A 13,547-nucleotide genomic window follows, 5' to 3' on the forward strand; every position below is an offset into this window, starting at 1 on the left:
CCAGGGCAACAAAAAAGACCTGAGGCGTCCGACGCTCGCCGGTGCCTCAGGTCTTGCCTGAACCGCTCAGTAACAACCCTGGTGCCGTCAGTTGTACGGGGGCGGCGGGGGCGGCGTCAAACGGCTCGCCGCGACGACCGCGCCGCCACGCCGCACGACCAGCGGACTTGCGGATCCGGACGCGTCAGGAGCATGCTCACGGTCCGAAGCTGCACGCTTCGCACGGCCACAGGGTTGTTACTCCTCGGAGGCAAGATCGGTGGCCCGGCGCACGGTGTTCCGTGCGTCCGGGTCCGGACTCGCCTCGTCTCCGGGACCGGATGCGCGGTCCGAGGTGAGCAGGACGACGTGGCCCCCCGCGACCCCGGACCCCCACTGCTGGTGGTCCCGCGCGGCACCGACTCCCCGCACCCGGGCGACGCCCCGTCCCGCAGGCACTCCCCGCCCGCGGTCCGCGGCGCCGCCCTCCGTCCCGCGCGCCGGCGTCCGACTGCGACGGAGCAGTCGACCCCTTCGGTCTCGGCCCCCCGCCGAGCGGATCCGGAACCGCGACGCCGCGGGCCGGGAGAGGAATGGCCATGTACACCGAGTTCGCTCGCGTCACCGTCGACGCCGTCGGCGGCCCCGAGAACATCCGCAGCGTCACCCACTGCGCGACGCGCCTGCGGTTCCAGCTCGTCGACCCCACGAAGGTCGACCAGCAGCGGATCCAGGACCGCCCCGAGGCCGTGGGCGTCCTGGAGTCCCAGGGCCAGTTCCAGGTCATCGTGGGCCCGGGCGTGCCGGACGCCTACAAGGCCGTCGCCGCCGTCTCGGGCGTGCCCGGCGAGGACGAGGTGCGGACCGCCGACCAGGCCGCCGCGGCCGGCGACACCCCTGCGAAGCCGGCGCGGTCCGGCTCGTGGCTCGACCGCCTGCTCGCCACGATCTCCGCGATCTTCACCCCGTACATCCCGGTGCTCGCCTCGGTCGGCATCATCAAGGGCCTGCTGGCCCTGTGCCTGCAGTTCGGCTGGCTCGCCGACACCTCGAACACCTACGCGATCCTGTCGGCCGCGGGCAACGCGATGCTCTACTTCTTCCCGGTGCTGCTGGCTTTCACCGCGGCCCGGCAGTTCGGCGCGAACCCGTACGTGGGCGCGACGATCGGTGCGGCGCTGATGGAGCCGAACCTCACCGCGATCAACGTCACCGGGGAGCGCCTGGACTTCCTCGGGATCCCGTTCGTCGGCCAGTCGTTCGCCAACACGGTCATCCCGATCATCATCGGCATGTGGGCGTTCGCGTGGCTGGAGCGCGGCCTGAAGAAGGTGCTCCCGCAGCTCACCCACCTGCTGCTGGTGCCGGTGATCTCGCTCGTCCTGATGGTGCCGCTGATGCTGCTCGTGTTCGGCCCCGTCGGCTTCGCGATCGCGAACGGGGTGGCCTCCGGCTACGACTGGCTGGTGCAGTACCCGCTCGTGCTGAGTCTGCTGTTCGGCGGCTTCTTCGTCTTCGTCATCATGATCGGCGCGCACTGGCTCGTCCTGCCGCTCGAACTCGGCATCCTCGCGGACCAGGGCAAGGAGTACTCGCTGGCTGCGGGGGGGATGGGCAACTACGCGGTGCTGGGCGTGCTGCTGGCGGTCCTCCTCGTCTCGCGGGACCGGGCGACGCGCACCGTGGCGGGCTCGGCGGCGTTCGTGAACGGGATCGCCGGTGTCACCGAGCCCGGCATCTACGGCGTCCTGGTCAAGAGCAAGAAGTACTTCGTCGGCGTCATCGCGGGCGGACTCGTCGGCGGTCTCATCTGCGGTCTGTTCGACGTGTACATCACCGCATTCGCCTTCACCGGGGTGCTCGGCGCACCCGCCTTCCTCTCCTCGCCGCGCGCGGTGCCGCACTTCGTCGCCGTGGCGTGCTCCATCGCGACCGGGTTCGTCGTGACCCTGCTGCTGGAGCGCAGGGCTCGCGAGCGCGACGCCGTCGAGCAGGTCGTCGCACCCGAGCCGGCGGCTGCCCCCGTCGGCGGTCGCTGATCGGACCGGGTGGGGCGACCGCTGGTCGCCCCACCCGCCCTCGTCGTCACACGCGAAGGAGTGCTCATGAACTACCCTCACCTGTTCTCTCCCCTGAAGATCAACCGGGTCATGACGAAGAACCGCATCGTCGCCACGCCGACGAGCGAGTTCTTCGAGGACAAGGCGCTCGGTGGGGCGGGCATCGTCATCGCCGGCCACGCGATCGTCGAGCCGGGACGGTCCTCCTATGCGAGTCCCGCCGAGCCGGACGCGTTCTCCAAGTACGAGGTCGAGGCCACGCGCCGCCGGGTGCTCCGTGTGCACCAGGCGGGTGCGCAGGCGTCGGTCGAGCTGTTCCACGGAGGGGCGCACGCCAGGGTCGAGGACTTTGCGCGCGGCCCGGTGACCTTCGTCCGCGAGGACGGCGTCGAGGTCCGCGGCATGACCGAGCAGGACATGGCGGACGTCGCGGCGATGTGGGCGAGCACGGCCCGCAACGCCCGCGACCTCGGGTTCGACCTGGTGTTCCTGCACTTCGGCCACGGCTGGCTGCCCGCGCAGTTCCTGTCCCCGCGGACCAACCACCGCACCGACGAGCACGGCGGCAGCCTGGAGAACCGCGCGAGGTTCCCGCTGCAGATCCTGCGAGCGATCCGCGCCGCCGTGGGGCCCGACTTCCCGGTGGACATGCGGATCAGCGCCGTCGAGTGGATGGAGAACTCCATCTCGTTCGAGGACACCCTTGCGTTCATCAAGCTGGCCGAGCCGTACATCGACACCGTGCAGATCAGCGCCGGCGTCGACATCGGGATCCAGGGCAACGTGCACATGGCCACGACGAACTTCGAGGAGCACATGCCCAACGTGCCGTGGGCCGCCGAGGTGAAGCGCAACGTCGGCATCCCGGTCAGCGTGGTGGGCGCGGTCATGCACCCCGACGAGGCGGAGGCGCTGATCGCCGGCGGGGTGGTCGACATGGTCGCGCTGGGCCGCCCCCTGATCGCCGACCCGGAGTGGCCGCGCAAGGCGCAGGAGGGCCGCGCGGACGAGATCGTCCCCTGCATCCGGTGCCTGCAGTGCTACCACATCAGCACGAACCGCCGGAACGTCGGCTGCTCGGTGAACCCGCGGTTCTGGAACGAGGACTTCGTCCCGCGGCAGCTGTCCGTCACCCCGCGTCCGCGGCGCACCGTGGTGGCCGGCGGTGGCCCCGGAGGCATCACCGCGGCGCTCACCGCCGCGAAGCGCGGCCACGAGGTGATCCTGCTCGAGAAGGAGGACGTGCTCGGGGGGCAGCTGCAGTACGTGGCGCGCGAGCACTACAAGGAGGACATCAAGGCGTACCTCGAGTACCTCCTGCGCCAGGTGAAGATCAGCGCGATCGACGTCCGCACCGGCGTCGACGCCACCCCGGAGCTGGTGCGAGGCCTGCGCCCGGACGCCCTGGTGGTCGCCGTCGGGGCGACCGAGTTCGTGCCGCCGATCATCGGGCTGGACCAGCCGCACGTCATGACCGGCAACGAGGCGATCCTGCGCGAGGACGAGATCGGCGACCGCGTCGTCGTCGTCGGCTCCGGCGCGATCGGCACCGAGATCGGCCTCGAGCTCGCCCGGCTCAAGGGCAAGGACGTGACGATGGTCGACATCGGCTCGACCTACGCGCCGCAGGGCAACTCGCTGTACCGCGAGGCCCTGCGGCAGAAGATCGAGGACACCCCGACGCTGCGGTTCCAGCTGCAGAGCCGGTGCCTGCGGATCGACGCGGACTCCGTGCTGGTCGAGGACGTCGACGGCGTCCAGCGCGCGATCCCGGCGGACCACGTGATCGTCTCGGTCGGCATGCGCGCCCGCGCCGACCTCGCCCAGTCGTTCTACGGCATCACGCCCGAGGTGGTGTCGGTGGGGGACTGCGTCCGGCCCCGGATCATCATGGACGCCGTGTTCGAGGGGCACACCTACGCGATGAACCTCTGACGGCGGCCGCGCAGCACGCCCCGCCGCCCCCGCACCACCCCGCACGAACAGGAGCACCCATGCCCACGAACCTCTTCGGCCGACGCCGCCGCGCCGGCGCGGCCCCGGCCACCCCTGCGGCCCCGCCCGCCGCCGCCCCGGCGGCAGCCGCACTCGTCGCCGGCCAGGTCGGTGCCCCCGTCGCGGGCACCGTCGTCCCGCTGGCCGAGGTCGCCGACCCCGCGTTCGCGGCGGGCTTGCTCGGGCCCGGTGTCGGGGTCCAGCCGACGGACGGTACGGTCGTCGCGCCGCTGTCCGGCACCGTCGTCACCGCGATGCCGCACGCCTACGGCCTGCGCTCGGACGCCGGTGTCGAGGTGCTGGTGCACGTCGGCATCGACACCGTGACCCTGAAGGGGCAGCACTTCGACCAGCGGGTCGAGCCCGGCGCCCGGGTCGAGGCCGGCGACGTGCTCGCGCGCGTCGACGTCGCGGCCGTCGCCGCCGGGGGACTGCCGACCACGGTCGTGCTGGTGGTGACGAACGCCGCCGCGCTCGGCGGGGTCGAGCCGCACGCGCCCGGCCCCGTCGTCGCCGGCGCACCCGTCCTGACCGTCACCCCCGCGACCTGAGGAGGCGCACCCGTGCAGCACCGCACCCTGGCCCCGTTCCCGCCGTCCTTCCTGTGGGGCGCGTCCACCTCGGCCTACCAGGTCGAGGGCGCGTCGCTCACCGACGGCAAGGGCCCGTCCGTGATCGACGCCCGCACCGACCGCCCGGCCGGCGTCGCCGACTACACCGTCGCCTCCGACCACTACCACCGGTTCGCCGAGGACGTGGAGCTGTTCGCCGAGCTCGGGCTCACGGCCTACCGGTTCTCGGTGTCCTGGTCCCGGGTGATCCCGGACGGCGACGGCGAGGTCAACCCCGACGGCATCGCGTTCTACCACCGGCTGGTGGACGCGCTGCTTGCCAGGGGCATCGAGCCCGTCCTGACGATGTACCACTTCGACCTGCCGCAGGCGCTGCAGGAACGCGGCGGCTGGTCCTCCCGCGCGACCGTGGACGCGTTCGAGCGGTACGCGCGCCTGCTGGTCCGCGAGCTCGGCGGCAAGGTGCGGCGCTGGCTCACCATCAACGAGCAGAACATCATGATCCTGTTCGGCTCCGCGCTCGGCGTCCCGGCGCCCGCGGGCGAGGACCCGCAGCGCGCGGTCTACCAGCAGAACCACCACATGCTGGTCGCCCAGGCCCGGGCCATGCGCGCCGTGCACGAGGTGCCCGGCGCGCTGGTCGGCCCGGCGCCGAACATCGCGTGCGTGTACCCGGCCAGCCCGGACCCGCTCGACGTGGTCGCCGCCGAAGACTTCGCCGCGATCCGGAACTGGCTGTACCTCGACGCCGCGGTGCACGGGGTCTACAACCCGACTGCCTGGGCGTACCTGGGGGAGCGGGGCTGGCGGCCGAGGATCGAGCCCGGGGACCTGGACGACCTGGCGGCAGGGAAGCCCGACTTCATCGCGTTCAACTACTACACGTCGCACACCGTCGGCGCACCCGACCCGGACGGACCCGAGAAGGGCGGCTCGCACGACCAGCACCTGCTGATCGGCGAGGCCGGCGTGTACCGCGGCGTGACCAACCCCCACCTGCAGGTCAGCGACTTCGGCTGGGAGATGGACCCGGTCGGGTTCCGCACCACGTTCCGCCAGCTGTTCGACCGCTACCGGCTGCCGCTGCTCGTGACCGAGAACGGCCTCGGCGCGCCCGACGTGCTGGAGGCGGACGGCTCGGTGCACGACCCGTACCGGATCGACTACCTCCGCTCGCACGTGGAGCAGATCCAGGAGGCGATCACGGACGGGGTCGACGTGCTCGGCTACTGCCCGTGGTCCGCGCTCGACCTGGTGTCCACGCACCAGGGCATGCGCAAGCGGTACGGCTTCGTCTACGTCGACCGCGACGAGACGGACCTGCGCGGGCTCGCGCGGCACCGCAAGGACTCGTTCACCTGGTACCAGCGGGTGATCGCGAGCAACGGGGGCATCCGATGACCGGGTCGGCGGCGCCGCCGCCGGAGCAGCGGGAGTGCGCATGCGCGTCAAGCAGGTCCTGAACAACTCCGTCGTGCTCGGCGTCGACGACGCCGGGACCGAGGTGATCCTCCTCGGCCCGGGGCTCGGGTTCCGGGCCACCCCGGGCGACGAGGTGGACGCCGCGGCCGTGCAGCGCACCTTCGTCCCCGACGGGATCGGCTCCCTGGAGCGGCTGGCGGCGATGGTGGAGGAGATCTCCATCGACGCCGTCGCCGCGTCCGAGGAGGTCATGCGCACCGGGCGCGAGCGGCTCGGCCCGCACGTCACGGCGCGGGTGCTCATCCCGCTGGCCGACCACATCGGGTTCGCGCTGCGGCGGGTCGCCGACGGCACCGCGATGGAGTACCCGCTGCGGTCGGAGCTGTCCTACCTGTACCCGGCAGAGCTCTCGTTCGGGCGGGAGGCGCTCGACATCGTGGAGCGGCGCACCGGCGTCCGGCTCCCCGCGTCCGAGGCCGTGCCGATCGCCATGCACTTCGTCAACGCCCAGTACGGCTCCGACGACATGCGGGAGTACGTCCGGATGACCGAGGCCCTGCAGCGGATCCTCGGCATCATCGACGACGAGTACGGCGTGCGGTTCGACGAGGGCTCGGTGGAGGTGGCGCGGTTCATCACGCACCTGCGGTTCCTGTTCGTGCGCGCGCGGCAGGCCGAGAAGGCGCCGGTGCCGGTGTCGGGGGCGACCGGCCCGGGCGCCCCCGACCCGGACGCGCTGCTGGAGGCCGTCCGGCTCACCAAGCCGCGGCAGTACGCGTCCGCGGTGCGGATCGGCGCGCTGCTGGAGGAGCTGTTCGCCTGGGAGGTCGACCAGGACGAACTGCTCTACCTGAGCCTGCACGTGGCGCGGCTGACGGGCATGGCGCCGCAATGAAAGCCGTGCTGTGTCCGTCTTGGGTCATCTCGAGTATGACCCAAGACGGAGCTTACGCAGTCCCAGCCCAACCCATCGAAGTGGCGTAGTTCTTCAACTTAGTCAAGATGTAGATCGCGCACGCGGACCGATTCTTGGCGACGAGGTAGTCGCCGGTGCGCCACGCGTATTCGATGCCGTGTGCCATCTTGTCGGTGATGATTGAGACATCCGGGATAAGCGACGTACCGTCTAGAGATCTCTCGGCGACAACCTCAAGGGTGGAGTCGCTGGCGCCCAGGTAGTCGTGCAATGCCATTGCGATCGACTTGTTGAGGAGGCGATCCCGGTTATTATTGATCAGTCCGTTTTCAACCAGGAGGCCGAAGGCGGTCACCGATGCGTCGCCCGGGTTGCCGCGCGCCTCGTAAGCCGACCGACGCTCGCCTGCGAGGTGGCGACCAAGGTCCGAGCGCCCGATCGACGTACGGCAGGCGTTAGTGCCTTTTGGCTTGAAGTTGAGCGTTGCTAGATCGCGCCGCACGTCTTCATTTCCGAACTGCCTGAGCATGGCGATCGTCGTGGTAGGGGAAAGCGCGAAGGCGTGAGCGTCGAGTTGGACGATTGTCTGTGTCAGCAAGCCTCGTCGCGCATCCCACCACTGCCCGACCGTGCTGTCTTTCGTGATCCCAACGAGGGCGCTGCCATCGAGCAGCCCGTACCGCGTGCTCGAGGTCAACTGACTAAGGATGCCGGCGTCGTTCGATTCCGACCCGAACACGATCGTCAGGCTCAGCGGTTTGCGCGTGCTGCGCAGGAGCTCCAAACGGCGCTTCATGAAGTCGCCACTCATCGCACGGAGATAGGAACCGATCGAAGTGTGTTCGTTTGGGTCGTAGTCCGCGGGATTAATCAGCAACTCGAGGGAATCTACGTGATTAACGAGCCTAACGGTGTCGGCTGCGATGTTGCGCCACGTTTCGACGGGCGGCCCCTGGACCTCAAGTGGCAGATGCACAGGGACGGTTCCGGCGATCTCCTCAAACTGGCGCGACATGGTCTGTGCAACTTCGCGCTTCGTGGTTGGCCAGAGTATCGCCACCTTTGCGCCGTCCGAAGTGCGCAAGAACTGCTTGATCTCCGCCAATTCCATGGCTGCTGGCGGTAGCGCCTCGCGGGAGTCGATGTTCACTGGAGTCAGGCGCTCGTCGTTGGCTGCCATGGTTTCGGCCCGGTGCGCTCGAACGGCGGCGCTCAGCGCGGTCGTGGTCAGGTCGCCCGAGTATTTCAGCGTTGGACCGTATAGCGTCTTGTGGAAAGATCCGAGGTTCTGAGCGAGCGTGGTTTTTCCTGTGCCAGGTAGGGCATACATCGGGCACAAGAGGCCTTCGTCGCCTTGGTCGATGGCGTACGCGACTGCCTCAAACTCATCGTGAGTCTGCGCTCCTGGCGACACGAGGAGCCGCGCAACGTCGGTGCCGAGCTGGTCGACGAGGCGTTCGTATCGCGAGGGAAACTTCAGCTCTTCGAGCAGATGTTGCTGGCGCACGAACCCTCCGCGGTGACGCTTCCATCGGTCCCGATGAACTTAGCAGCGGAGGCGCTTCGCTGGGGGCGATCTTCAAGGAGGGTAGTCCTGCAATCCCCAAGGCGGTGGCCGTACGCCGGGCATCCACCGCTCAAGGGAGCTTCACCCCACGAAGATGCAGAACGGGTGGCCCGCCGGGTCGGCGAACACGTAGAGCGGCTCGTCCGGGTCGTCGCGACGGTCGAGCAGGAGGCGCGCGCCCAGCGCGAGCGCCCGGTCCCGCTGGGCGTCCAGCGTCGCGCCGTCGGGCACCGTCATGTCCAGGTGCAGCTGCTGCGGCACCGCCGGCTCCGGCCACGTCGGCGGCGTGATCTCCGGCACCTTCTGGAACGCCAGCGGCCACAGGTCGTCGCCGCGCAGGACCAGCCAGTCGTCCCCCTGCGGGTCCGGCTCCCCGGGCGCGGGCGGCTCGTCCCCCGGGCGGTACGACATGCCCAGCAGCTCGCGGTAGAACTCCGCGAGCCCCCGCGGATCGGTGGTGTCCAGCACCGTCTGCACGACCCGGGGCGGTGCGGCACCGGGGGCGGTCGCGTCCGTCATGGCGGCACTCCTCGCGGGACCGGCGGGCGCCCGGCCGGCGCCCGCGCCAGTCCCATGATGGTGCCCGCCGCCCGGACCCGCGACGGCGGGCTCCCCGGCGGCGGTAGAGTGCGTCAGCGCACGACGTCCCCGCCCGGCTCGCCCGTAGGGCGCGCGGGCAGACCTCTCACAGGGAGCACCCACAGGTGACCACCCCCCGCCCCGCCGCGGTCATCGTCCTCGCCGCAGGCGAGGGCACGCGGATGCGATCCGCCACCCCCAAGGTCCTGCACACCCTCGCCGGCCGGTCCATGCTCGGGCACGCGCTCGCGGCAGCCCAGGCCCTCGAGCCGCGGCGCACCGCGGTCGTGGTCCGGCACGAGCGCGAGGCCGTCGCGGCCCACGCCCGCGAGCTCATGCCGCAGGTGCTGGTGGCCGACCAGGACGACGTGCCGGGTACCGGCCGCGCCGTGCAGTGCGCGCTGTCCGTCCTGGACGCCGCCGCGCAGGCCGAGGCCGCGTCGGCCGGCGACCGGCCGGGGGAGGCCGGCTCGGTCTCCGGCGTGCTGGTCGAGGGTCCCGTGGTGGTGCTCGCCGGCGACATCCCGCTGCTCGACGGCGAGACCCTGGGCGAGCTGCTCGCCGCGCACGCCGCCGACGGCAACGCCGTCACCGTGCTGACCACCGAGGTCGCGGACCCCACGGGCTACGGCCGCATCCTGCGGGCCGGCCCCGACGCCCCGGACGCCGGGGACGTCCTCGGCATCGTGGAGGAGAAGGACGCCACCGACGCCCAGCGCGCGATCGCCGAGATCAACTCCTCGGTCTACGTCTTCGATGCCGCCGTGCTGCGCGGCGCGTTCGGCCGGCTCGGCCGCGACAACGCGCAGGGCGAGGTCTACCTGACCGACGTGGTGGCGATCGCCCGCGGCGACGGCGGCCGGGTGCGGGCCCTGCGCACCGACGACCCGGTGCTCGTCGAGGGCGTCAACGACCGCGCCCAGCTCGCGGTGCTCCGCGCCGAGCTCAACCGCCGGGTGCTCGACGGCTGGATGCGCGCGGGCGTGACCGTGGTGGACCCGGCGACCACCTGGGTGGACGTCGACGTCGAGCTCGCGCAGGACGTGACGCTGCTGCCCGGCACCCAGCTGCTCGGCGCGACCTCGGTGGCGACCGGCGCCACGATCGGCCCGGACACCACGCTGCAGGACGTCGAGGTCCACGAGGGCGCCACGGTGATCCGGACGCACGGCTCGCTGGCCGTCGTCGGCGCCGGCGCCACCGTCGGGCCGTTCGCCTACCTGCGCCCCGGCACGGTGCTGGGCGAGCGCGGCAAGATCGGCACGTTCGTGGAGACCAAGAACGCGGAGATCGGCGCCGGGTCCAAGGTGCCGCACCTGTCGTACGTGGGCGACGCGACGATCGGCGTGGAGACGAACATCGGGGCGGCCTCGGTGTTCGTCAACTACGACGGCGTCCGCAAGCACCGCACGACGATCGGCTCGTACGCCCGGACCGGCTCGGACAACATGTTCGTCGCCCCGGTGTCCGTCGGCGACGGCGCCTACACCGGTGCCGGCAGCGTGATCCGGCACGACGTCCCGCCGGGCGCGCTCGCCGTGAGCGCGGGTGCCCAGCGCAACATCGAGGGCTGGGTCGCCCGCTCCCGCCCGGGCACCCCCGCGGCCGACGCCGCCGCCCGCGCCCGCGGCGACGACGCCGAGCTCTCGCCCCAGGCGCGCGCCGAGCGCGAGCGCGCCGGCCAGGCCGCCGGCCCCGCCGCCGGCGTGCACCGCACGCCACCCCCGACCCTGCCGGACCACCCGGTCCCGCTGCCCGACGCCCAGCCCAGCACGGAGGACACCGCACGATGACCGGGATCGTCTCGCAGGACGGTGAGAAGCGGCTCGTCCTGGTCTCGGGCCGCGCACACCCCGAGCTCGCCGCCGCCGTGGCCAAGAGCCTCGACATCGACCTCCTGCCCACCACGGCGTACGACTTCGCGAACGGCGAGATCTACGTGCGGTTCGCGGAGTCCGTCCGCGGCGCCGACGTGTTCGTGCTGCAGAGCCACGCCGCGCCGATCAACCAGTGGCTGATGGAGCAGTTCCTCATGGTCGACGCGCTCAAGCGCGCCTCGGCCAAGACCATCACCGTGATCGCGCCGTTCTACGGCTACGCCCGGCAGGACAAGAAGCACCGCGGTCGCGAGCCGATCTCGGCCCGCCTCATGGCCGACCTGTTCAAGACGGCGGGCGCGGACCGCCTGATGAGCGTCGACCTGCACGCCGCGCAGATCCAGGGCTTCTTCGACGGCCCGGTGGACCACCTGTGGGCCATGCCGATCCTCACCGAGTACGTGCGGACGCGCGTCGACGTGCAGAACGTCACCGTCGTGTCCCCGGACGCCGGCCGCATCCGCGTCGCCGAGCTGTGGGCGCAGAAGCTCGGCGGCGGCCCGCTCGCCTTCGTGCACAAGTCGCGCGACATCCGGCAGCCGAACAAGACGGTCGCCAACCGCGTCGTCGGCGACGTCGAGGGCCGCACCTGCGTGCTGGTCGACGACCTCATCGACACCGCGGGCACCATCACGGGCGCCGTGCGCGTCCTGAAGGAGGCCGGCGCCAAGGACGTCATCGTCGCGGCGACGCACGGCGTGCTCTCCGACCCGGCCACCGACCGCCTGCAGCAGTGCGGGGCCCGCGAGGTGATCATCACGGACACGCTGCCGATCCCGGACGAGCGCCGGTTCGACGGCCTCACGGTCCTGTCGATCGCGCCGCTCATCGCGCGCGCCATCCGCGAGGTGTTCGACGACGGCTCGGTGACCAGCCTGTTCGACGGCCAGTCCTGACCCGTCGCGCGCCGGCCACCGCCGCGCGACGTCCGAGGCCCGCTCGCCCCGCGCCGGGGGAGCGGGCCTCGGCGCGTCCGGGGGCGTGCGCGGGGCGCGGGGTGCTGCCGGCCCGGTTTCGTGCGGGGCGCGTGCCCGGGTAAGATCGACCAGTTGCCTCGGCGAGGGATGTCGGACGGTCACCGGAGAGAACCGGGTCCGCCGGTCCGTGATCGACAGGGTGGAACGCCTCCGCGTGCCCGTCCCGCGCCCCGCGTCGAGGCCACCACCGCTCGCCATCGCCCTTCTCAGCGCCCCAGGAGTCACCGTGTCCGAGATCAAGCTCGCCGCCACCGCCCGCACCGAGTTCGGCAAGGGCGCCGCGCGCCGCCTGCGCCGTGCGCACCAGATCCCCGCCGTCCTGTACGGGCACGGCACCGAGCCGGTGCACGTCGCCCTGCCGGGCCACGAGACGATGCTCGCGGTCAAGGGCGCGGCGAACGCGCTGTTCGAGATCCAGCTCGACGGCAAGCCGGTCCTGGCCCTGGCCAAGGACGTCCAGCGCGACCCGGTCAAGAACGTCATCGAGCACGTCGACCTGCTGATCGTCCGCCGCGGCGAGAAGGTCACCGTCGAGGTGCCCGTGACGGTCGTGGGCGAGTCGGCCCCCGGCACCATCCACATCGTCGAGACCCAGACGCTGACCCTCGAGGCCGAGGCCACGCACCTGCCCGAGCACGTCGAGGTCTCCATCGAGGGCCTCGAGGCCGGCACCGCGCTGACCGCCGGCGGGCTGACCCTGCCGAAGGGCTCCGTGCTCGAGGGCGACGCCGAGCAGGTCATCGTGACCGTCACGGTCCCGAGCGTCTCCGCCGAGGACCGCGCCGCGGACGAGGCCGAGGCCGCCGAGGCCGCCGCCGCGGAGTGACCCGCACGGCGCGCCGGGTGCGCGCCGACGCCGTCCGGACGCCCGGTACCGTGAGGTGCCGGGCGTCCGGCGTTCCATGAGGTGGACGACGGAGGGAGTGGCGCCGCGATGAGCGACGTCTGGCTGGTGGTCGGGCTGGGGAACCCCGGGCCGCAGTACGCCGGCAACCGGCACAACGTCGGGCAGATGGTGCTCGACGAGCTCGCGCGGCGTGCGCAGGCGTCGTTCGGGTCGAAGGGCGGCGTGCTGTCCCGGCGCCCGCAGGCCGCGACCGCGGAGGTCCGGATCGGCACCCTGCCCGGCGGCGCGCCGGGTCCGCGGGCCGTGCTCGCGAAGCCGACCACGTACATGAACACGTCCGGCGGCCCGGTGGCCGCGCTCGCGCGGTACTACGACGTGCCGCCCGAGCGCGTGGTCATGGTGCACGACGAGCTCGACATCCCGTTCGGGGAGATCAAGCTGAAGATCGGCGGCGGCGAGGGCGGCCACAACGGCCTGCGCGACACCACCAAGGCGCTCGGCACCAAGGACTACCTGCGGGTGCGCGTCGGCATCGGCCGGCCCCCGGGGCGGATGGACGCGGCCGACTTCGTGCTGCGGGACTTCGCCAAGCCGGAGCTCAAGGAGCTGCCGCTGCTGCTGGACGACGCGGCCGACGCCGTCGAGCTGCTCGTGACCGAGGGCCTGGAGCGCGCGCAGCTCCGGTTCCACACCCGCACCGCGTAGCGCCGCCGGCACCGCACGCGACAGAGGCCGCCACCCCGCCGGGGGTGGCGG

The 13,547-nt window shown here is 71.8% G+C and carries 11 protein-coding genes; 9 read left to right on the top strand and 2 right to left on the bottom strand.

Annotated features, from left to right (window positions below; translation table 11 throughout):
• Nucleotides 1-578 precede the first annotated feature (578 nt).
• From FS882_RS09430 to FS882_RS09450, 5 genes are all read left to right on the top strand, one after another.
• Nucleotides 579-2,018, top strand: a complete 1,440-nt coding sequence (locus FS882_RS09430) for a PTS transporter subunit EIIC (RefSeq protein WP_158372821.1) — start codon at nt 579-581, stop codon at nt 2,016-2,018.
• Between the two features lie 66 nt (nt 2,019-2,084).
• Nucleotides 2,085-3,974 (top strand): FAD-dependent oxidoreductase, encoded by a 1,890-nt coding sequence (locus FS882_RS09435; protein WP_158372822.1) that lies wholly within the window; start codon nt 2,085-2,087, stop codon nt 3,972-3,974.
• 59 nt (nt 3,975-4,033) lie between these two features.
• Nucleotides 4,034-4,585 carry a PTS glucose transporter subunit IIA gene (locus FS882_RS09440; RefSeq protein ID WP_158372823.1) on the top strand — a complete coding sequence of 184 codons (552 nt, stop codon included), beginning with the start codon at nt 4,034-4,036 and terminating at the stop codon, nt 4,583-4,585.
• A 12-nt stretch (nt 4,586-4,597) separates the two neighbouring features.
• Nucleotides 4,598-6,007 carry a glycoside hydrolase family 1 protein gene (locus FS882_RS09445; protein WP_158372824.1) on the top strand — a complete coding sequence of 470 codons (1,410 nt, stop codon included), beginning with the start codon at nt 4,598-4,600 and terminating at the stop codon, nt 6,005-6,007.
• A 40-nt stretch (nt 6,008-6,047) separates the two neighbouring features.
• Nucleotides 6,048-6,923, top strand: coding sequence for a PRD domain-containing protein (locus FS882_RS09450; RefSeq protein ID WP_158372825.1), 876 nt, complete (start codon nt 6,048-6,050; stop codon nt 6,921-6,923).
• A gap of 52 nt (nt 6,924-6,975) precedes the next feature.
• On the opposite strand, the gene FS882_RS09455 is transcribed toward FS882_RS09450, so the two are convergent.
• Both FS882_RS09455 and FS882_RS09460 read right to left on the bottom strand, forming a co-directional pair.
• Nucleotides 6,976-8,451 (bottom strand): hypothetical protein, encoded by a 1,476-nt coding sequence (locus tag FS882_RS09455; RefSeq protein WP_158372826.1) that lies wholly within the window; start codon nt 8,449-8,451, stop codon nt 6,976-6,978.
• Nucleotides 8,452-8,592: 141 nt separating this feature from the next.
• Nucleotides 8,593-9,030, bottom strand: coding sequence for a VOC family protein (locus FS882_RS09460; RefSeq protein WP_158372827.1), 438 nt, complete (start codon nt 9,028-9,030; stop codon nt 8,593-8,595).
• 185 nt (nt 9,031-9,215) lie between these two features.
• Between FS882_RS09460 and glmU the strand changes: the two genes are divergently transcribed.
• The 4 genes from glmU to pth all read left to right on the top strand — a co-directional run bounded on the left by glmU (nt 9,216) and on the right by pth (nt 13,496).
• Nucleotides 9,216-10,883 (top strand): bifunctional UDP-N-acetylglucosamine diphosphorylase/glucosamine-1-phosphate N-acetyltransferase GlmU, encoded by a 1,668-nt coding sequence (gene glmU / locus FS882_RS09465; protein WP_158372828.1) that lies wholly within the window; start codon nt 9,216-9,218, stop codon nt 10,881-10,883.
• Nucleotides 10,880-11,863: a ribose-phosphate diphosphokinase gene (locus tag FS882_RS09470; RefSeq protein WP_154730688.1), complete on the top strand. Its 984-nt coding sequence runs from the start codon at nt 10,880-10,882 to the stop codon at nt 11,861-11,863. Before glmU ends, FS882_RS09470 begins: the two co-directional genes overlap by 4 nt.
• A gap of 307 nt (nt 11,864-12,170) precedes the next feature.
• Complete coding sequence (locus FS882_RS09475) at nt 12,171-12,770, top strand: 50S ribosomal protein L25/general stress protein Ctc (protein WP_158372829.1); 600 nt, start codon at nt 12,171-12,173, stop codon at nt 12,768-12,770.
• A gap of 108 nt (nt 12,771-12,878) precedes the next feature.
• Nucleotides 12,879-13,496, top strand: a complete 618-nt coding sequence (gene pth / locus FS882_RS09480; protein WP_158372830.1) for an aminoacyl-tRNA hydrolase — start codon at nt 12,879-12,881, stop codon at nt 13,494-13,496.
• The last annotated feature ends 51 nt before the right edge of the window (nt 13,497-13,547 follow it).

This window comes from Cellulosimicrobium cellulans, from assembly GCF_007679345.1.
GTDB lineage: Bacteria > Actinomycetota > Actinomycetes > Actinomycetales > Cellulomonadaceae > Cellulomonas > Cellulomonas cellulans_A.

Excerpts from the sequence above, each read along its gene's own strand:
- FS882_RS09435 (WP_158372822.1), top strand. The coding sequence starts at position 2,085 with ATGAACTACCCTCACCTGTTCTCTCCCCTGAAGATCAACCGGGTCATG.
- FS882_RS09450 (WP_158372825.1), top strand. The coding sequence starts at position 6,048 with ATGCGCGTCAAGCAGGTCCTGAACAACTCCGTCGTGCTCGGCGTCGAC.
- FS882_RS09460 (WP_158372827.1), bottom strand. The coding sequence starts at position 9,030 with ATGACGGACGCGACCGCCCCCGGTGCCGCACCGCCCCGGGTCGTGCAG.
- pth (WP_158372830.1), top strand. The coding sequence starts at position 12,879 with ATGAGCGACGTCTGGCTGGTGGTCGGGCTGGGGAACCCCGGGCCGCAG.
- FS882_RS09430 (WP_158372821.1), top strand. The coding sequence starts at position 579 with ATGTACACCGAGTTCGCTCGCGTCACCGTCGACGCCGTCGGCGGCCCC.
- FS882_RS09470 (WP_154730688.1), top strand. The coding sequence starts at position 10,880 with ATGACCGGGATCGTCTCGCAGGACGGTGAGAAGCGGCTCGTCCTGGTC.
- FS882_RS09440 (WP_158372823.1), top strand. The coding sequence starts at position 4,034 with ATGCCCACGAACCTCTTCGGCCGACGCCGCCGCGCCGGCGCGGCCCCG.